This is a genomic window from Pseudonocardia yuanmonensis (genome assembly GCF_039542425.1).
Lineage (GTDB): Bacteria > Actinomycetota > Actinomycetes > Mycobacteriales > Pseudonocardiaceae > Pseudonocardia > Pseudonocardia yuanmonensis.
The window spans coordinates 90,883-109,004 of the sequence record NZ_BAABIC010000011.1 but is presented as its reverse complement, the minus strand read 5'-3'; the positions used below and the strand labels follow the sequence as shown (position 1 = coordinate 109,004).

The following is an 18,122-nucleotide window of genomic DNA, read 5'->3' as shown; positions in this document are numbered from 1 at the left end:
TCGCCCCCCGGTCGGCTCCTCCGGTCGGCTCAGCCCGCGAGCCGGACGGCCGCGGTGGCGGTGCGCCACCGCTCGTCGAGCCGCGTGGAGCCCGCCGTGCCCGCCCGGTGGCAGTCCTCGATCGTGCCGATCAGCCGGTAGAGGGCCTCGGCGACGAAGCCCGCGGGCAGGGTCGCGACGGCGGTGCTCGCCTCGGAGATGGCCTGCGGGACCCGCGGCGACCGCGGGGAGTGCCGCAGCGCGGCGACCGCGAAGTAGACCGCCCGGAGGGCGCGCCGCAGCTCCCGGTCCGGCACCGGCCCGCGCCGGCCGCGCTCCGCCCCGCCCTGCTGGTGGATCCGTCCGTCCATCTGCACACACCTCCCGGTGCCACCGCTCGTCAATGCCGGGTTGACGTTCGTCAACCTATCATTGACGGCGGATCCGTCAAGCTAGGATTGACGTGTGTCGGCTGACAGCGGCCTCAAACACGTACAGAAGGCCCTCGACGCGCTCGCCGCCGCCGGGAGCCCGCTCGAGGCCCTGGCCGCCGCGAGGGACCTCCGCCTCGCGGCCGAGGAGGTCGAACGACGCCGCGCGGCCGAGGCCCGCGAGGCGGGGGCCAGCTGGTCCAAGATCGGCGCCCTGTACGGCACCACGAAGCAGAACGTCCAGCAGCGCTTCGGCGCCGCCCGGAAGCGGGTGGAGGAGAAGCCGGCCTGATCCGCTCAGGCCCCGCAGGCGAGCGCCGTCGCGAGGCGGTCGGGGTCGGGCTGGGCGGGGGCGGGGACCCCGTCGCGGTGGGCGGCCTGCACGGCCCGGACCCGCGCGACGACGGCGGGGTCGGTGTAGACCTCCTCGGGGCGGGCGAGCATGCCGCGTACCGAGGTGGCGGTGCGGAAGAGGGCGGCGTCGAACAGGGCGGCGGCGGAGAGCTCGTCGAACCCCACCCGGCCCGTAGACGGGGCCGGTGGGGGCGGTGCCGCCGGGGCGGGGGGCGGGCCGTCGAGCACGCCCCGCTCGTGCAGCACGCCTCGGACCCGGGCGAGCCGCGCCGCGTCCGTGCGCGCCTGGTCGAGATAGAAGGGCTCGACGCCCTCGGTGATCGCCGCGTCGTGTGCCAGGGCACGGGCGAACGGGTCGCGGGGATGCGCGTCGAGCACCTCGACCAGGTCGAGCGCGGTGCGCAGGGCAACCCCGAGCCCGCGGGCGAGCGTCGGGTTGGTGGTGCACACGCCGTCGCCGACGGCGTGGATGCCGAGGGCGACCGGTCGGGCGTGGTCGACCAGGCGGTGCAGGGTGTTGTGCAGCCCGCCCATCGGGAACACGTCACTGATCGGTTCCAGCACGTCGAGCCACCCCCGCAGCCCCGGCACGGTGTCGAACACCGCGGTGAACACGGCGGGATCACGCAGCACGCGGAACCGATGGTCCTCGGCCAGCGGGCACAGGCCCAGCACGACGGTGCCGTTGTCCGCGCCCCACATCCCGGCGACGAACTCGTCGAGCGGCAGGATCGTGCGGTTGTCCGCCCGGCCGGGCAGGCCGTCCGGGCCGCGCAGGCGGTAGTGCCGGCTGTAGTAGGCCAGGCCGCAGTCGGCCACGACCACGGGCCGCGGCCGTGCCCCGGTGGCGGTCAGCCAGGCGTCGATCCGGGAGCGGCGCCCGGACGCGTCGACGACGACGTCCGCGGCCAGCTCGCCGTCGCCGAGCCGGACGCCGGTCACCCGCGGGGGAGCGCCGCCCTCCGTCCGCAGCCCGCGGACCGTGGCGCCGGTGTGCAAGGTGATCCCGGGTTCCGCCCGCACCCTCGCGTCCAGGACGCGGTCGAGGGTGGACCGGCGGGTGAGCAGCATGGTGTAGCGGTCGTCCGCGGGTTCGGGCGCCAGGTCGCGCAGCGTGGGCGGGAGCTGGGCCTCGAGGCGGGACTCGACGGCACCGTCCCCGACCAGCCCGGCGTACACGTCCGGCAGGTGCTCGCGCAGAAGGAGCCGGTAGCGGGCGAGGAGGACGTGCGGCTGGACGATCTGCGGCGCCGTGGGCCGGAAGGCGCGCCCGGCGGCCTCCTCGACGGTGGCGGCGGGGCGCAGCGGCTCGCGTTCGAGCACGGTGACGCGGTGCCCGGCGCGGGCGGTGAGCAGCGCAGTCATCAGCCCGGCCGCCCCCGCGCCCACGATCACGACGTCCACGCCGTCCACCCCCCGGGTCGTCCCCCTCAGTGGAGCAGCATCTTCAGGCCGATGACCACCCCGCCCAGCGCCGCGCTGCACAGTCCCCACCCGACGGCCTGGAGCCGGGACGCCCCCGCCCGTCGCGCCGCCACGTGGCCGAAGCCCCCGAGCATGAAGGTGGCGAGGCCGAGCGCGGAGAAGACGGCCAGGGGGAGACGGCCGGTGAGCAGCGCGAGCACGACCAGGAGGACCAGCGGTGTCAGCCCGGCTTCGACGACCGGGAGTCCCCGGCGCAGGGCGGCCAGGACGCGCGCGCGGCGCCCGGCCGCGTGGACGGCGGCGGCCAGCACCTCGGCGTACCGCTCGGCGGCCCAGTACACCGCGACCGTCACCACCACGGTGAGGACGATCTCGCGGAGGTCGCCGTGCGCGCTCCCGACCGCGATGCCCGCGGCCCCGATCACCGTCCCGTAGATGGACTGGGCGAGGTCGTGCTCGCTCTGCCAACGGTGCCGGCTCGCCACGGTCCGGCGCAGCATCCTGTGGAGGAGGTCCGGGGGAGCCGCCGCAGCCCGGTCCGGCCCTGCCGTCACCCCCGCGTCGCGGTCGGTGGGAGCCATCGTCCGACGATGGACCCCCGGCGGCCCGCGGGCCGTCACCCCGAGCGGGTGAGAGCCGGGACGGCACCCCCGTGCGCCACACCCCCGAGGTGAGGTCACTCCGCTCCCCGCCCGCCATGCTGTGGCGCGTGGGCGAGAGGGGAGGGGGCGGCGCGTCCTCGCCGGTCCCGTTGCTGTCGGTGCTGCGGACCTACCGTGCGGGCTGGCTGCCCCGCGACCTGGTCGCCGGCCTGGTCCTGACCGCGCTGCTCGTGCCGCAGGGCATGGCCTACGCCGAGCTGGCCGGGCTGCCGGCGATCACCGGCCTGTACACGTCGATCCTCTGCCTGCTCGCGTACGCGGTCTTCGGGCCCTCCCGGATCCTCGTGCTCGGGCCGGACTCCTCGCTCGGCCCGATGATCGCGGCGACGGTCCTCCCGCTCGTCGCGGCGGGCGGCGACCCGCAGCGCGCGGTCGCGCTCGCCTCGGCGCTCGCGCTCATGACCGGAGCGATCATGGCGATCGCCGGCCTCGGTGGCCTGGGCTTCGTCGCGGACCTCATCTCGAAGCCGACGATGATCGGCTACCTGAACGGGCTGGCCCTGACGATCCTCGTCGGGCAGCTGCCGAAGCTGTGCGGGTTCTCCGTCGACGCCGAGGGCTTCGGCGGCGAGGTCGCCGGGCTCGTGCGCGGCGTGCTGGGCGGCGAGGTGGTGCCCGCCGCGCTGGCCGTGGGCCTCGGGGGCCTGGTCCTCATCGGGGTGCTGCAACGCGTGCTCCCGCGGGTCCCCGGGGTGCTCGTGGTGGTCGTCCTGTCGATGCTGGCGGCGGCGCTGTTCGGGCTGGACGAGCACGGCGTCGCCCTGGTCGGCCCGCTGCCGCAGGGCTTCCCGCCGCCGACCGTGCCGCTGATCACCGCCGCCGACCTGCTCCCGCTCGCCGCCGGCGCCGTGGGCATCGCGCTGGTCTCGCTGACCGACACGATCTCGACGGCGTCGGCCTTCGCGGCCCGGGACGGCCGGACGATCGACGGGGACCGGGAGATCGTGGGGATCGGCGCGGCGAACCTCGCGGCCGGCTTCTTCCAGGGCTTCCCGGTCAGCACCAGCGGCTCGCGCACGGCGGTGGCGTGGCAGGTCGGGTCGCGCACCCAGGTCACCGGCCTCGTCGGGGCCGCCGCGATCACGCTGATCCTGCTGCTGGCCCCGGGCCTGCTGCGCACCCTGCCGCAGCCGACGCTCGCGGCGGTCGTGATCGCGGCGTCGGTCTCCCTCGCCGACCTCCCCGCGACCCTGCGGCTCCTCCGGGTGCGCCGCAGCGAGTTCGCGCTCTCGGTCGCCGCCTTCCTCGGGGTCGTGCTGCTCGGCGTGCTGCCCGGCATCGCGGTGGCCGTCGCGCTCTCGATCGGCAACGTGTTCCGCCGCGCGTGGTGGCCGTACCAGACGGTGCTCGGCCGGGTGCCCGGCCTGCCCGGCTACCACGACGTCCGCAGCTACCCGGAGGCGGAGTTGCTGCCGAGCTGCGTCCTCGTCCGGTTCGACGCGCCGCTCTTCTTCGCGAACGCCCGGACCTTCCGCAAGCAGCTGGAGCGGCGCAGCCGCACGGAGCCCGCGCCCCGCTGGATCGTGGTGGCCGCCGAGCCGATCACGGACGTCGACACGACGGCCGCGGACATGCTCCACGACCTGGACGTCGCGCTCAACGCCCGCGCCGTGCACCTCGTGTTCGCCGGGATGAAGGACCCGGTGCGGCGCAAGATCGACCGCTACGAGCTCACCCGGACGATCGACCCCGCGCACTTCTTCCCGACCGTGGACGCCGCCGTCGACGCGTTCCGGCACGAGACCGGCGAGCGGTGGACCGCCCCCCGGCCCGGGTGACCGCTCTCAGGCCGGCCCGGCGCGGCGTCGGCGGTGGACGATCACCCACGCCACCCCGGCCAGGACCAGTCCGCCGAGGAACACCCCCGCCTCCGCCACCACGAGGCCGACGAGGATGCAGAGCACGGCGAGCACGACCAGCGCGGGCAGCATCCAGCGACGCCGGCGGGGCGGCGGTTCCAGCCAGCGTCCCAGCCGCCGGTCCAGGTCCGGGTCCTCCGCGCGGAGCTGCCGCTCGATCGCGGTGAGGAGGCGCTCCTCGTCGCCGCTCAGCACGGCGCACGCCCCGTGCCGGGCGTTCCCGTCCGTTCGTCCCCCACAGACACCGCGCGACCTCCCCCCGCTCGCCCTTGCGTCGGACGATGGGCGGCCGGGCGCCCGCGCGCCTCGCCCCGGCGGGGTGAAGGCGGCGCCGCGCGCGCACGGTAGGACTGGACGGGTCCGGCCGGCGGGGCCCCGCCCGCGTCCCGGCGCGGATGCCGCGACGACACGGTGTCGCGCGGGCACCACCGAACGGAAGGGCGGCGGCGATGCGCGCACCCCGGTCGTCGGTCCGCTGGGTCGGCGGGGCCCGCTGACCATGGCCCGCATCGAGTACTACCACCACCCGGCCCCGCCGCGGCCCACCGTCGTGGCCCCCAGCGTGTTCGCCGTGGTGCGGGACGACGCCGACCGCGTCCTGCTGGTGCGCCGCGTCGACGACGGGCTCTGGGAGCTCCCCGGCGGCCGCGTCGAGATCGGCGAGTCCGTGGTCGACGCGGCCGAGCGGGAGGTGGCCGAGGAGAGCGGGATCCTGGTCAAGGTCCTGCGGGTGGCCGGGGTCTACAGCGACCCCGGCCACGTCATGGTCGACGCCCGCACCGGCGAGGTGCGCCAGCAGTTCGCCCTGTGCGTGCACGCCCGGCCGGTGTCCGGGGTCCCGCGGCCCGACGGCGACGAGACCTGCGAGGCGGCCTGGACGCCCGTGGAGCACCTCGACGAGCTGCCGATGCACCCGGCCGTGCGCCAGCGGCTCCGGCACGCCGTGGCCGAACCCGACCACGCCCACGTCGGCTGACGGACGACGACGGGCCCTCGGGCGACGACGACCGCGCCGCGGCTCCGCCGAGGGCCGCGCGATGTGAGGGAACAGGGGGTGCGGGGCCCTGTCGGCGGGACCCCGGCGCCGGGGAGACTGAGCGCCGTGACGGGTGACCAGGCTCCCGCGGCCGAGCAGCTGCTGCGCGTGGAGTCGCGCCGCGCGGGCGTCGCGATGGTGGTGACGGTCGCGGGGGAGGTGGACATGTTCACCGCCCCGCGGGTGGAGGAGGCGGTCGGCCGGGCGCTGGCCGATCCCGCCGTCGACGTGATCGTGGTCGACCTGACCCAGGTCGAGTTCCTCGACCACGCCGGGCTGACCGCGCTGGTGGACGCGCACCGCGCGGCCGAGCGGCAGCGCGAGCCGCTGCGGGTCGTCGTCGACCACAACCGGCCGGTGGTCCGGCCGCTCGAGATCACCGGGCTGGAGCGGGTGCTGGCCCTGTACTACGACGTCGCCGAGGCACTGGCCGAGTCGTCGGAGCCGGGCGGCTGACCCGCCGGGCAGGCCCGGCGGTGGCCCGGCTGGTCCTCCGGGGGCGGCAGGCGTCACACTCACGGGTAGTGCCAGCGCATCGGGACCAGTCGGAGGACCGCGCGGGCCCGCCCCCGGAGGCGGGTCCGGCCCGTGCCGCGCCCCCGGCCGTCCGCGCGGAGGTGCCGCGGTGGCAGCTGCGCCTGCCCGCCGTACTGGAGACGCTGGGCCTGGTCCGGACCGGGCTGCGCCGCTGGCTGGCGCTGCTGGAGTGGCCCGAGGACGCCGCGCTGGACATCCTCCTCGCCGTCAACGAGGCGGTCAGCAACTCGGTGGAGCACGCCTTCCCGCCCGCCGGCTCCCCGGACGGGACCGTGGAGGTCGCCGCCGAGGTCGAGGACGGCGACCGGGTCGAGGGTGGGCGGCGCCTGCGGGTCCACGTCCGCGACACCGGCCGGTGGCTCCCGCGCCCCGACCTCGAGCCGTACGTCAACCGCCGCCGCGGCCTGCCGATGATGGTCGCCGTGATGGCCGAGGTCCGGATCCACCGGGGCGGGCCGGAGCCGGGCGACGGCACGGTGGTGACCCTGCTCAGCCCGCCCGTCCCGGGCCCGTGAACGGCGGGTGGTCTCCGGCACCCTCACCGCATGCGACTGCACCGTTCGACCGGCAGGCGAACGGGTGGTGATGCTCAGGTGAACGGGTGACGTCCTCCGGGTAACGGATCGCGCCGAGGCGCGAGTCCCTCATCCCCACGTCCGACGTGACGAGCCGGGCCCGGGCCTGACGGGTGGAGGGAGTCCCCGTGGACGACGAGCTGTTCGAACCCCCGAACGACGGCACGTGGGAGCTGGACACGACCCACCTGAGCAGGCCGGTGAGCTGGTTCACCCGAGCGCCGCTGGTCGCCGGCTTCCCCCGCGGGTTCGCCGAGGGCCTGTCGCGCTACGGGCTGATGCTCGGCCGTTACGACGTGGCGGTGATCGGTGGCTTCATGTACGCCCAGACCGTCCCCTTCGGCGCCGGTGGCTCGGCGACACCCGAGCAGATGCAGGCTCGGGTCGCGACCTCGGCCCGGGCGTTCGCCGAGCGGTTCTGGCGGGAGGACCTGGCCCGGTGGGACGAGGTGGTCAAGCCCGCTGCCGTCGCGGCGCACCTGGCCGTCCAGGCGGTCGACCCGGCGGCCCTGCCGGACGAGGAGCTGGCCGCGCACGTCGGGCGGTGCCGCGACCACCTCGAGGCGATGATCGAGCTGCACCACCGCTACAGCGCGCCGTCGCTGATGGCGACCGGGGACTTCCTCGCCGGCGCAGCCGAGTGGACCGGCGCCACCGCCGGGGAGCTGATGGGGCTGCTGCGCGGCACCTCGGCCATCTCCACCGGGTTCGCCACCACCGAGCTGGATGGGCTGGCGGACGTCGTCGCGGCCTCCGACACCGCGCGGGCCGTCCTCGATTCGCCGGACGATCCGCAGGCGAAGCTCGACGCCCTCGCCGCCGATCCCGACGCGGGCGCGGCCACCCGGGAGTACCTCGACGCGGTCCGCCACCGGTCGATCGGCTACGACGTCGGTGACCCGTGCGCGGGCGAGCTGCCGGCGATGCTCGTCGGCGCGATCCGAGCCGCCGTCGCGACCCGGAAGACCGAGGCAGACGACGCGGACGCCGCGCTCACCGCCATCCGCGGCCGGGTCCCCGCCGAGCACCTGGCCGAGTTCGACGACCGCCTGCACGAGGCTCGGCTGGCCAACCGGCTGCGGGACGAGCGGGCGACGTACTCGGACGGGTGGGCGGTCGGCCTCGCCCGCCGCGCCCTGCTCGAGGCCGGCCGGCGGCTCACCGCCCGAGGCGCGCTCGCCGACCCGGAACACGCCGTCGACACGGACGCCGCCGAACTCGCGGCGCTGCTACGGGGCGAACCGGGCCCGACCGCGCAGGAGGTGGCCGAGCGGTTCCGGCGGCGGACGACACGGACCGTCGACGACGCCCCGGCGACGATCGGGCCGCCGCCTCCCCCACCTCCGCCGATCGAGGAGCTCCCGGAGCCGGCCCGGCGCGCCACGCTCGCGGTCGGCGCCGCCATGGTCAACCTGTTCGGGGTCCCGGACACCGCCAACTCGCCGACGGTGCTCCGCGGTCTCGCGGTCAACGCCGGTGTCTACGAGGGTGCCGCCCGTCTGGTGGCCGACGGCACCGACTTCGACCGCGTCCAGCCCGGCGACGTCCTGGTCACGCGGATGACCTCCCCGTACTTCACAGTCGTCCTCCCGCTGCTCGGGGCGATCGTCACCGACCGGGGCGGCCAGCTCAGCCACGCCGCGATCGTGGCCCGCGAGTACGGGATCCCGGGCGTCGTCGGGACCCGCGACGCGACCAGGCTGATCCCGGACGGCGCGCGCGTGCGGGTGGACGGGAGGACGGGCGAGGTGCGGTTGCTGGGGTGACTGCCGCATGCCGCCGATGACCCCGCTCGCCGAGGCCACCGACCAGGCGGAGTTCGGTGGCAAGGCGATGGCGCTCGGGGTGGCCGTCCGCGCCGGGCTCCCCGTGCCGGCGGGCTTCGCGCTGTCCGTCGACGCGGTCGAGGCGGTGGTGCGCGAGGAGCCGGACGTCCTGGCGGCGCTGCGCGCCGCCTGCGCGGACGGCGGCGCCCGCGCGGTCCGGTCCAGCGCGGTGGGGGAGGACTCGGGCACCGCCAGCTTCGCGGGCGCGCACTGCACCGTCCTCGGGGTGTGCCGGCCCGAGGCCGTCGTCGCGGCCGTCCGGCGCGTGCACGCCTCCGGCGCCACGGCGGGCGCCCGCGCCTACCGCAGCCGGCTCGGCCTCGGCCCCTGCCGGATGGGTGTGGTCGTCCAGGACCTCGTGACCGCGGACACGGCCGGCGTGCTGTTCACCCGCAACCCGGTCACCGGGGCCGCAGAGCGGGTGATCGAGGCGAGCTGGGGCCTCGGCGAGGCCGTGGTGGCCGGTCTGGTCGTGCCGGACCGGTACCGGCTCGACCCCCGGGGCCGCGTGCTCGAGCGCACGGGGGGCGAGAAGGACGTGGCGCTGCGCGCCGGTCCGGCGGGGACCGAGGAGGTCGCGGTCGCCGGCCCTGCGGTGTCCGCACCCTGTCTGGACGACGCGCAGCTCGCCGTGCTGCACGCGCTCGCCGAGGCCTGCGACGCGGCGTACGGCACGACGGAGCACGACATCGAGTTCGCCTTCTCCGGCGGCACCGTGTTCCTCCTGCAGCGGCGGCCGATCACCGGTGGTTGACGCCCACGCCCGGCGGGCGCTCGGTGCAGCCCTGCTCGCCTCCTCGTTGATGCCGCTCAACTCGACGATGATCGCGGTGGCGCTGCCGGACATCGCCCGCGAGTTCGCCCGCTCGCCCGGGACGGTGGCACAGGCCGTCGTGGCGAGCTACCTCGTGGCCGCGATCGTGCTGCAGGGGCCGGGCGGCAAGCTCGGCGACCGCCTGGGCCATCGGCGGATGCTCGCCCTCGGCCAGGTTCTGGTGGCCGCCGGCGCCGTGCTCGGGCTGGTCGCCGGAGCACTCGGCGTACTGGCGGTGGCCCGTGTCCTGATGGCCGCGGGCGGCGCGGCGATCGTGCCGGCGACCGTGGCGCTGCTGCGGATCGAGCTGCCTCCTCAGCGCCGCGGCCGGGCGTTCGGCCTTTTCGGGGCCATCATGTCGCTGGCGGCCGGCATCGGACCGGTGGTCGGCGGCGAACTCGTGCGTGCCTTCGGCTGGCCCAGCATCTTCGCGGCGAACCTGCCCGTGATCGGGATCGCGGCACTGCTCGCGGCGACCGGCCGTGGGCGGGGGACGGAGCCGCAGAGCCGCCCGCGCTTCGACGTGCTCGGCACCGTCCTGCTCACCGCGACACTGGCCGCGCTCGTGCTGGGCCTGCAGGCCCGCGGGACGGCCGCCGCCGTCCTCCTGGGCACGTGCGCCGCCCTCCTGGTGCCGTTCGTGTGGTGGGAGCGCCGGGCCACCGACCCGGTCGTGCCCTTCGGGCTGTTCGCCTCGACGGCGTTCACCGCCGGCTCGCTGCTCGTCGCGCTGCAGAACCTGGTGATGTACACGCTGCTGTTCGAGCTGCCGCAGGTGCTCGCCGCGCTGCTCGCGGCCGACTCCGCGGCCACCGGGCGCCTGCTCGTCGCGATGACGGCGGCGATGGTCCTCGCGTCCCTGGTCGCCGGACGGCTCACCGACCTCGTCGGACCGCGGCCGGTCGCGATGGGCGGCGCCCTCGCCTGCCTCGCCGCGGTGGGCCTGTTGGCGGTGGGGGACCTGTCGTCGCTGCGGCAACCGGTGCTCCCACTCGCCCTGATCGGCCTCGGGGTCGGATTGGCCACACCCGCCGCGCAGACCGCCTCGCTGTCCGCCGTCCCGCGCGAGCGCAGCGGTGCCGCCGCCGGGATCGGCTCGACGATGCGCTATCTCGGCGGGGTCGTCGGCGTCGCCCTGCTCGGGCGCCTGGTCGATCTCACCGGCGACCGGTCCGCCGTCCTGAGCGAGCACCGGAACGTCCTCGCTGTGTTCGCCGCAGCGCTGGTGGCCGGCCTGGTGTGCGCAGCGGCACTGCCCGGGCGGTCGGCGGAACGGACGCAGGCCCCGGCGCCGGACGGCGCGTGACGGCGGCCAGGTTCCCGGTGACGGTGCCGGGGTAGGGGGCTCAGTCCAGGGCGAGGTCGAGCCAGGCGTCGAGGGTGGCGACGGCGTCGTCGGCGGCGAGCTGCCCGGTGAGGACCTGGAGGCCGAGACCGTCGACGAGGGCGAGCAGCCCGGTGGCGACCGCGTCGGCCTGCGCCGTGGACCCGAGGAGCCGGGCGCCGAGGTGCGCGCGCAGTGCGCGGGCGTTGGCCCGCAGCTCGTCGCCGGCCTCGGGGTGCACGGCGGCGTGGGCGAGGAAGGCGACGGCCACCCGGGCCTCCCGTGTCCGCTGCCGGTCGAGGGGCAGGAGCTGCAGGAACAGGGCGCGGACGAGGTCGCGCGGGGGTAGCTCGCCGGCTGCGCCGAGCCGCTCCTGCACCGCGGCGCCGACCCGCTCGAGCGCGGCCCGCATCATCTCGTCCTTGCTGCGGAAGTAGTGCTGCACCATTCCGGGTGAGACCCCGGCCGCGGTCGCGACGTGCCGCACGCTGACCTCTTCGAGGCCGCCCCGGGCGACGACGGCGAGCACGGCCTCCGCGATGTGTGCGCGGCGTTCGGCGTGATCGACCTGTTTCGGCACCCGCGTCACGATACAGTCGTATTGCCATCGGGCACCTTTCGCAATACGGTCGCATCGCGAAGGAGGTCGACATGGCTCTCGGTTCGACGACGGACCTGCTGCGGCGCGCCGTGCGCGCCGAGCTCGACGGCTGGGTGAGCCTGGCGCGGTGGACCGGGCGCCGGCCGGACGTCGAGGACGGTGGGCGAGCGTTCGCCTACCGCGGCCCGATGATGCCGCCGCTGATCGTCTTCACCGTGCTGTCGGCCCTCGAGGTCGTCGCCGTGGACGTGATCGTGCCGTGGAGCGAGGCCTTCACCTGGCTGCGGGTCCTGCTGCTGGTCACCGGCGTCTGGGGGCTGTTCTTCGCGGTCGGGATCCTGGCCGGGGTCACCGTGCACCCGCACGTCGTCGGCCCGGGCGGGCTGCGGGTCCGCGCCGGCCGTGCCGTCGACGTGCGAGTGCCCTGGCCGGCCGTGGCCCGGGTCCGGCAGGTCCGCCGGACCCGTGACGGCCGGTCGGTGCAGGTCGACGACGGCGTCCTCCACCTCCCGGTCGGCAACCAGACGACCGTCGAGATGCTCCTCGGCGAACCGGTCACCGTCCGCCTGCCGCGGCGCGGGGCCGTCACGCTGACCGCGGTCCACCTGCACGCCGACGACGCCGCCGGGCTGGTCGCCGCCGTCCGGACCTTCCGGACGAACCTGTTGTCGTGATCCGTTGCGACGGCGGATCCGGGACGGCCGACCGACGCGATCGGGCCTACCGGCCGGGCCCGTACCGGCCCACACTCGTGGGGCGACGAGCGGGAGGAGCACAGATGGCCGTGTGTGTGGCGGAGCCCGGGGTCCTGTCCCCGGTCCGGATCCCCGAGCGCGCTCCCCGGCCGACGGTCCTCGCGACCGCGCGGGCGATCGTGGAGCACGGCTGGTTGCAGCACGGCTGGTGCGTCGACAACCGCCCCTCCCGGCTGGCCTCGCTCCTCGCCGGGCCGCCCCGGCCGGACGAGGTGGAGCAGGCCTGTCTCGTCGCCGCGATCACCGTGGCGGCGCACCGCGGCGGGCGGCTGGTGAACGTCCAGCGCGACGCGATGCCCTGGATCGCGCTCGCCTGGCGGTGCCTGCCCGGCGCCGGTGAGCGCCCCGCGCCCGCGCTGCGGGGACCGCGGGGGACGGCGCTGATCCGTGAGCTCACCGTGTGGAACGACGCACCGCACCGCACGCGGGGCGAGGTCGTCGCCCTGCTCGAGCGGGCGGAGCGGCTCACGCCGGCGGGGTGATGCGGCGGGACACGGGTCGCGGTCAGGTCCCGAGCAGCCGCCCGAACGAGTCGAGGGCCCGGACCGTGGTCGCGTCGGCGGCGTCGACCACGCCGAGGAACGCCGCGAACCCGTGGACGAGGCCCGCCCCGGACAGGTGCTCGACCGGCACGCCCGCTGCCGCGAGACGCTCGGTGTAGGCGGCGCCCTCGTCGCGGAGCGGGTCGAACTCGGCCGTGGCGACGACGGCGGGCGCCACCCCGGCCACGTCCGCCGTCAGCAGGTCCACCTCGGGGATCCCGGCGCCACCGCCCGGCACGTACTGCTCGAGGAACCAGATCATGTCGGCGTGGGTGAGGAAGTAGCCCTCGCCGTTCTCCCGGACGGACGGGGAGGTCATCGACGGGTCGGTGGCCGGGTAGAACAGCAGCTGCGCGGCCAGCGGGAGCCCGGCGTCCCGGGCGCGCAGGGCGAGGCCGGCGGCGAGCGAGGCGCCGGCGCTGTCCCCGGCGACACCCACCGGTCGTTCCGGGTGGCGGGCGAGGGTCCAGCGCAACGCGGTGACGGCGTCGTCGAGCCCGGCGGGAAAGGGGTGCTCCGGCGCCAGCCGGTAGTCCACGGACACCACGACCGCGCCGAGTTCGTTGGCCACCCGGCGGCACAGGGGGTCGTGCGTGTCCAGGTCGCCGACCACCCAGCCGCCGCCGTGCAGGTAGACCACCGCACGCCCGCGGTCCTGCATGGGCGTGTAGAGCCGGACCGGCACGCCGTCCGCGGTGGTGTCCTCCACGCCGGCGACGGGCTCGGGCACGAACCCGGGCCCGCGCCGGGACAGGGCCAGCGTCCGGTACCGCTCCCGCGCGGTCGGGGCGTCGCCGCCGGTGAGTCCCGCGAAACCCGCGGCGGTGAGGGTGTCGAGGACGGTGCGGAACTGGGGGTCGAGCGGCACGGGCGGGCTCCGGGTGTGGTGGCGGTCGCAGGGACGCCGCCAGTGGATCACGGCGGGGGGCGGGCCCGCCAGGATGTGCCGTCCGGGCTAACGCCCGAGGCCGCCGGGGCGACGTGGAGATCAGCACAGACGACCCGGAGGTACGCGTGCCCGACGCCGAGCCGATCGCCGAGCCGAGCCCCCGGCCGGCCGCGGACCCGCCGCCCACGGCCGAGCTCCCGGTCGTGCCCACCGGGCGGTCCGGGCCGCCGCCGCTCGTCCTGCGGCTGCTCGGGATGACGACCTACCTCGGCCTCGCCGGGTTCGTCGTGTCCGAGATCGTGCAGGTGGCGACCTCGGGCTGGAGCGGGTTCGCCGCCGCGAGCCTGCTCAACGCCCTGGTCTGGCTCGCCGGCGTCAACTCGCTGGTCATCGGCTGCGGGCACCTGCTGTTCCCCGACCCGATCGCGGAGTCGATCGGCTGGCCGGCCGGCAACCCGTTCCAGTGGGAGGTCGGGCTGGCCGGGGTGCTGATCGGGGTGCTCGGGATCCTCGCGGGCAGCGGCTTCGACCGTCAGTTCCAGCTCGCCGCCGTGCTCGCCTTCGCGATCTTCTACCTCGGTGCCGCGCTCGGACACGTCGTGCAGATCGTCCGCCACGGCAACCGGGAGGCGGGCAACGCCGGGTTCATCCTCTGGTACGACGTCCTCGCCCCGCTGCTGGTGATCGCCCTCTACGTGGCCTCCTGACGCGGGGCGGGTCCTCCGGCTCTATGCGCGCCCGGGCCGGGCCCGCCACGGTCGCCCGGTCACATCGAGGCACCGGGAGGGGCCATGGGTCAGCTGTACCTCCAGAAGTTCGTCTACCGCGACGGCGCGGCCAAGAACGACATCGACGCGGCCTGGGCCGAGGCGTTCCGCGCGATGGCGAGGACCGGCAACTACGGCAACGTGGACAAGGGTGTCGCGCACCAGAAGAGCCTCGGCTCAGCGTGGGGCGGTTACGTCCTCATCGAGGTCGACGACCCGGACTCCTTCGCCGCGTACCAGGTCTTCCACATGCAGAACTACGGCCACGTCGTGCACATCACCTGGGAACCGGTCTACGACACGGACCGGGTGTTCGCCGGCGAGGTGGCCGCGGCACTTTGAGTGCGCCTGACAGAACCAGACAAACCCGGCGCTAGGATCTCGGTCGTGCGCGCACTTCCGAGGTCCCGCCGGCTGCTGACCGGCCTCGCCGCAGCCATCCTCACGCTCGGCCTGGCCGGGTGCGGGGGCGGGTCGTCGAGCACCCAGTGCGGGCTCGACGGCTGCACCGTCACCTTCCCGCGCAGCGGCGACGCGTCGGTCTCGGTGCTCGGGGTCGAGGCCCGCCTGGTCGGCGTCGAGAACGACGTCGCGGAGATCCAGGTCGCGGGCCAGCAGGTCCGGGTCCCGGTCGGCGGGCAGACCGAGGCGGGCGGGTTCACGGTCGGCGTCGAGCGCGTGACCGACTCCGAGGTCGTCGTGCGGGTGCGTCCCTAGGGCTCTTGACGCCCTGCCGATCCCCGCTCGACCTCCTCCTCTCGCTCCGGGCGTGCGCGTCCAGGTGTCCGCGCGTGGGAGGAGGAGGTCCACCTCCAGGACCTCGGTGAACCAGGTCCGGACGTCCTCCTGGCGCCGGCCGAGTTCCACCGTGCAGAGGTGACAGGTCTCCGGTGAGACCAGGGCGGCGTACCGAGCGCCGGCCTGCTGCACGGTCAGGCCGGGTCGCAACGCGCCGTCCAGGTACACGCCCGCCCGTTCGGTCACCCGGGCCAGGCGTCGCTCGAGCAGGCGCCGGCGTAGGTCGAGGACACCGGAGCGAGGTCCTGCTCCCGTCGCCGCCCTGATCCCCCCGGCCCCGCACCGATGACTCGGCACCGATGACTCGGCACCGATGACTCGGCACCCGGCGCGGGGTCGCCCCTGCAGAGGACGAGCCGGGGAGGACCCATGACGCGCAGGATCGTCGCGCACGTGAGTGTCACGATCGACGGCTACAGCAGCGGGCCGCAGGGACCGGCCCACGACACGTGGCTGCACCGGCACGCGCTGCGGGAGCAGTCCGCGGCCTGGTTCGAGGGGCCACCTGGCGCGCACCGAGATGGTCATGCTCGTCCTGCTGACCTACCGCTGCATGTTCTACGAGTTCACGAGCAGGCCCTTCCCCGACCATCTCGACCTGCAGATCCAGGCGATGACCGATCTCGTGTGGCGGGTCGCGCCGGCCCGCGCGTCCACCGTCGCCCGCTGAGTCGCTCCTGACGCATCCGTCGAGCCGCCCGCCGGGTCGAACGGTCGGAAGGCCCATGGCCGCGGGTCGCCGGGTCTGGGACCGTACGGCGGGGCGGTCTTCCGAACGGACGGTGGACGATGGGCTACGACTCTCTGCGCCACACTCGGCGCCACGGACGCGCGCACCTGCGGACCGGCCTCGCCGCGCTGGCCGCACTGGCCCTGGTCACGCTCGTGGCGGCGTGCGGGGGGAGCACGGTCACGGCCGGGTCCGGGAACGTCCGGACCGAGAACCGGCCGGTGCCGGGCTTCGACTCGGTGGAGTTCGCCAGCGCGGGGACGCTCACGATCGAGCAGACCGGGACGGGGTCGCTCGAGATCCGGGCGGACGACGACCTGCTGCCGCTGCTCACCAGCGAGGTGCAGGGCACGACACTGAAGCTGGGTATCCGGGAGGGCTCGATCCCCGCGGACGCGACCATCAGCTACCGCGTCACCGTCGGGCAGCTGACGGGCCTGACCGTGTCGGGCGCCGGGGCGGTCACGGTGACCGGGATCGACGGCCCGGAGGTCGCGGTCACGCACGGCGGGGCGGCCCGGGTCGTCATGTCGGGCTGGGTGACCCGGCAGGTCGTCGACCTGACCGGCGTCGGCGAGTACGCCGCCGCGGACCTGACCTCAGAGGAGGCGGACGTGACGGTCAGCGGGGCGGGCTCGGCCGTGGTCGACGTGAGCCGCACCCTGCAGGCCAGGGTGACCGGCGTCGGCAGCATCGAGTACGAGGGCAACCCGCAGGTGACCCAGGAGGTCACCGGGCTCGGCCAGGTCGGCAGGCGGTAGCGCGACCGTTCGCGGACGGACCACTGGCCCTTCCGGTGTGTGCTGCGTCACACTCGTCCGATCCGCACCGAGGGAGGGGGAACGACGATGACGGTCACCGACAGCGAGACCGGCACCTACGAGATCGAGGGGCGCCTCCTCGAGGTCTGCACCTGCAAGGCGGTCTGCCCCTGCTGGGTGGGCCTCGATCCGGACGGCGGGATGTGCGACGGCTCCGTCGTCTGGTACGTGGACAGCGGCACCGTGCAGGGGGTCGACGTGTCCGACCGGGGGCTCGCCCTGCTCGCGTACATCCCCGGCAACGTGCTGGCCGGGAACTGGACCGCGATGGTCTACGTCGACGACCGCTGCTCGGAGGAGCAGGAGAAGGCGCTGCTGAACGTCTTCACCGGTGCCCTCGGTGGCCCGATCGCGGATCTCGCCGCGCTGATCGGGGAGGTCGTGGGCGTGGAGCGGGCGCCGTTCTCCGCCGCCGTGCACGAGGGCAAGGGCACGCTCAAGATCGGCGACGTGGTGGAGGCGGAGTTCCAGCAGCTCGTGGGGGCGACCGGGAAGCCGACGACCCTGTCCGACTCCGTGTTCTCCACCATCCCGGGCTCGCCGGCCTACCCCGGCACGGCGTCGGTGTACCGGCGCAGCGGCAGGAAGCTCGGCCGCCCGGACATCGACATCTCCGGTTACAACTCGGTGCAGGGCCACTTCCGGTTCACCGGCTGATGGCGCCGGTCGCGGTCCGGGCCCGGCTCCGCGACCCGGCGATCGGGCTGTGGGCGGCCGCGGGCGCGTGCTGGCTGCTCAGCGGCTGGCTCGTGCTCGCGGGCGGCCACCAGCACGGTCCCGCGGTGCCCCGGCCGGGCGCGTTCCTGCTGGCCTGGCTGGTGATGGTCGGGGCGATGATGCTGCCGACCGTCGTGCCGCTGGTCCGGCTGTTCGCCCACGTCCGGGCCCGGGCGCCCCGCCCGGGCGGGGCCCTGCCGGCCCTGCTGGCGGGCTACCTCGGGGTGTGGACGGCCGTCGCGGCCGTGGCCTTCCTGCTCGCACTCGGGATCGCCGCGGCCGCCGGCGCGGTGCCGTGGCTCGCCGTCCGGCCCGAGGTCCCGCTCGGGCTGGCGATGATCCTCGCGGGAGGCTTCCAGTTCAGCCGGCTCAAGGAGGCGTGCCTGCGGGCCTGCCGGAGCCCGGCCACCGTGCTGCGCCGCGAGTACCGGCGTGGTCCGGCGGGGGCCGCCCGGCTCGGTGTGCGGCACGGCGTGTCCTGCGTGGGCTGCTGCTGGGCGTTGATGCTGGTCATGGTGGTGACCGGGGCCGCGGGGCTGCTGTGGATGCTCGGCCTCACCGCGGTGATGGTGCTGGAGAAGACGAGCCGGCACGGCCCGCGGCTGGTGCCGGTGATCGGCACCGGCCTGCTCGTCCTCGGCGGGGCGCTGCTGATCGCCGGGGTGGCGCGGACGTGAGGG

General features: G+C 75.5%; 23 protein-coding genes. 17 read left to right on the top strand and 6 right to left on the bottom strand.

All coding sequences use genetic code 11. The annotated features are described in order from the left end of the window. Positions 1 to 29 precede the first annotated feature (29 nt). Positions 30 to 350 carry a hypothetical protein gene (locus tag ABD990_RS17600; protein ID WP_345381643.1) on the bottom strand — a complete coding sequence of 107 codons (321 nt, stop codon included), beginning with the start codon at positions 348 to 350 and terminating at the stop codon, positions 30 to 32. Between the two features lie 94 nt (positions 351 to 444). On the opposite strand from ABD990_RS17600, the gene ABD990_RS17595 reads away from it, so the two are divergent. Beyond that, a complete protein-coding gene (locus ABD990_RS17595) occupies positions 445 to 702 on the top strand; it encodes a hypothetical protein (RefSeq protein WP_345381642.1) in 258 nt (85 codons plus the stop codon). Between the two features lie 5 nt (positions 703 to 707). Here ABD990_RS17595 and ABD990_RS17590 read toward each other — a convergent pair whose 3' ends face one another. Continuing rightward, positions 708 to 2,168 carry an FAD-dependent oxidoreductase gene (locus ABD990_RS17590; protein ID WP_345381641.1) on the bottom strand — a complete coding sequence of 487 codons (1,461 nt, stop codon included), beginning with the start codon at positions 2,166 to 2,168 and terminating at the stop codon, positions 708 to 710. Between the two features lie 26 nt (positions 2,169 to 2,194). After that, positions 2,195 to 2,770: a hypothetical protein gene (locus ABD990_RS17585; protein WP_345381640.1), complete on the bottom strand. Its 576-nt coding sequence runs from the start codon at positions 2,768 to 2,770 to the stop codon at positions 2,195 to 2,197. Positions 2,771 to 2,898: 128 nt separating this feature from the next. On the opposite strand from ABD990_RS17585, the gene ABD990_RS17580 reads away from it, so the two are divergent. After that, a complete protein-coding gene (locus ABD990_RS17580) occupies positions 2,899 to 4,629 on the top strand; it encodes a SulP family inorganic anion transporter (protein WP_345381639.1) in 1,731 nt (576 codons plus the stop codon). Between the two features lie 6 nt (positions 4,630 to 4,635). Here ABD990_RS17580 and ABD990_RS17575 read toward each other — a convergent pair whose 3' ends face one another. Beyond that, entirely contained in the window at positions 4,636 to 4,905 is a 270-nt protein-coding gene (locus ABD990_RS17575; RefSeq protein WP_345381638.1) for a DUF3040 domain-containing protein, read from the bottom strand. A gap of 304 nt (positions 4,906 to 5,209) precedes the next feature. On the opposite strand from ABD990_RS17575, the gene ABD990_RS17570 reads away from it, so the two are divergent. The 6 genes from ABD990_RS17570 to ABD990_RS17545 all read left to right on the top strand — a co-directional run bounded on the left by ABD990_RS17570 (position 5,210) and on the right by ABD990_RS17545 (position 10,804). Then, positions 5,210 to 5,686, top strand: coding sequence for an NUDIX domain-containing protein (locus tag ABD990_RS17570; protein WP_345381637.1), 477 nt, complete (start codon positions 5,210 to 5,212; stop codon positions 5,684 to 5,686). A 126-nt stretch (positions 5,687 to 5,812) separates the two neighbouring features. After that, positions 5,813 to 6,202 carry an STAS domain-containing protein gene (locus ABD990_RS17565; RefSeq protein WP_345381635.1) on the top strand — a complete coding sequence of 130 codons (390 nt, stop codon included), beginning with the start codon at positions 5,813 to 5,815 and terminating at the stop codon, positions 6,200 to 6,202. A 68-nt stretch (positions 6,203 to 6,270) separates the two neighbouring features. Further along, positions 6,271 to 6,798 carry an ATP-binding protein gene (locus ABD990_RS17560; RefSeq protein ID WP_345381634.1) on the top strand — a complete coding sequence of 176 codons (528 nt, stop codon included), beginning with the start codon at positions 6,271 to 6,273 and terminating at the stop codon, positions 6,796 to 6,798. Between the two features lie 188 nt (positions 6,799 to 6,986). Continuing rightward, on the top strand, positions 6,987 to 8,624 hold the full coding sequence (locus tag ABD990_RS17555) for a PEP-utilizing enzyme (RefSeq protein ID WP_345381633.1): 1,638 nt from the start codon (positions 6,987 to 6,989) through the stop codon (positions 8,622 to 8,624). Between the two features lie 7 nt (positions 8,625 to 8,631). After that, positions 8,632 to 9,438, top strand: a complete 807-nt coding sequence (locus ABD990_RS17550) for a PEP/pyruvate-binding domain-containing protein (RefSeq protein WP_345381631.1) — start codon at positions 8,632 to 8,634, stop codon at positions 9,436 to 9,438. Then, a complete protein-coding gene (locus ABD990_RS17545; RefSeq protein WP_345381630.1) occupies positions 9,431 to 10,804 on the top strand; it encodes an MFS transporter in 1,374 nt (457 codons plus the stop codon). Before ABD990_RS17550 ends, ABD990_RS17545 begins: the two co-directional genes overlap by 8 nt. A 40-nt stretch (positions 10,805 to 10,844) precedes the next feature. Here ABD990_RS17545 and ABD990_RS17540 read toward each other — a convergent pair whose 3' ends face one another. Further along, entirely contained in the window at positions 10,845 to 11,402 is a 558-nt protein-coding gene (locus ABD990_RS17540; protein WP_345381629.1) for a TetR/AcrR family transcriptional regulator, read from the bottom strand. Between the two features lie 71 nt (positions 11,403 to 11,473). Between ABD990_RS17540 and ABD990_RS17535 the strand changes: the two genes are divergently transcribed. Continuing rightward, positions 11,474 to 12,097 (top strand): hypothetical protein, encoded by a 624-nt coding sequence (locus ABD990_RS17535; protein WP_345381628.1) that lies wholly within the window; start codon positions 11,474 to 11,476, stop codon positions 12,095 to 12,097. 104 nt (positions 12,098 to 12,201) lie between these two features. After that, positions 12,202 to 12,660, top strand: coding sequence for a DUF6197 family protein (locus tag ABD990_RS17530; protein WP_345381627.1), 459 nt, complete (start codon positions 12,202 to 12,204; stop codon positions 12,658 to 12,660). A 22-nt stretch (positions 12,661 to 12,682) separates the two neighbouring features. Here the strand turns inward: ABD990_RS17530 and ABD990_RS17525 are convergent, their stop codons facing one another. After that, a complete protein-coding gene (locus ABD990_RS17525; RefSeq protein ID WP_345381626.1) occupies positions 12,683 to 13,588 on the bottom strand; it encodes an alpha/beta hydrolase in 906 nt (301 codons plus the stop codon). A 146-nt stretch (positions 13,589 to 13,734) separates the two neighbouring features. On the opposite strand from ABD990_RS17525, the gene ABD990_RS17520 reads away from it, so the two are divergent. The 7 genes from ABD990_RS17520 to ABD990_RS17490 all read left to right on the top strand — a co-directional run bounded on the left by ABD990_RS17520 (position 13,735) and on the right by ABD990_RS17490 (position 18,119). Then, a complete protein-coding gene (locus ABD990_RS17520) occupies positions 13,735 to 14,316 on the top strand; it encodes a DUF6790 family protein (protein WP_345381625.1) in 582 nt (193 codons plus the stop codon). A gap of 84 nt (positions 14,317 to 14,400) precedes the next feature. Beyond that, the gene (locus ABD990_RS17515; RefSeq protein WP_345381624.1) at positions 14,401 to 14,718 is read left to right on the top strand and encodes a hypothetical protein; all 318 of its coding nucleotides are present in this window, start codon (positions 14,401 to 14,403) and stop codon (positions 14,716 to 14,718) included. A 45-nt stretch (positions 14,719 to 14,763) separates the two neighbouring features. Continuing rightward, a complete protein-coding gene (locus ABD990_RS17510; RefSeq protein ID WP_345381623.1) occupies positions 14,764 to 15,093 on the top strand; it encodes a hypothetical protein in 330 nt (109 codons plus the stop codon). Positions 15,094 to 15,700: 607 nt separating this feature from the next. Then, a complete protein-coding gene (locus tag ABD990_RS17505; protein WP_345381622.1) occupies positions 15,701 to 15,844 on the top strand; it encodes a hypothetical protein in 144 nt (47 codons plus the stop codon). Positions 15,845 to 15,963: 119 nt separating this feature from the next. Then, entirely contained in the window at positions 15,964 to 16,665 is a 702-nt protein-coding gene (locus tag ABD990_RS17500; protein WP_345381621.1) for a GIN domain-containing protein, read from the top strand. Positions 16,666 to 16,752: 87 nt separating this feature from the next. Next, on the top strand, positions 16,753 to 17,382 hold the full coding sequence (locus ABD990_RS17495; RefSeq protein ID WP_345381620.1) for a DUF1326 domain-containing protein: 630 nt from the start codon (positions 16,753 to 16,755) through the stop codon (positions 17,380 to 17,382). Continuing rightward, positions 17,382 to 18,119, top strand: a complete 738-nt coding sequence (locus ABD990_RS17490) for a DUF2182 domain-containing protein (RefSeq protein WP_345381619.1) — start codon at positions 17,382 to 17,384, stop codon at positions 18,117 to 18,119. The genes ABD990_RS17495 and ABD990_RS17490 overlap by 1 nt, the downstream gene beginning before the upstream one ends. Positions 18,120 to 18,122 lie beyond the last annotated feature (3 nt).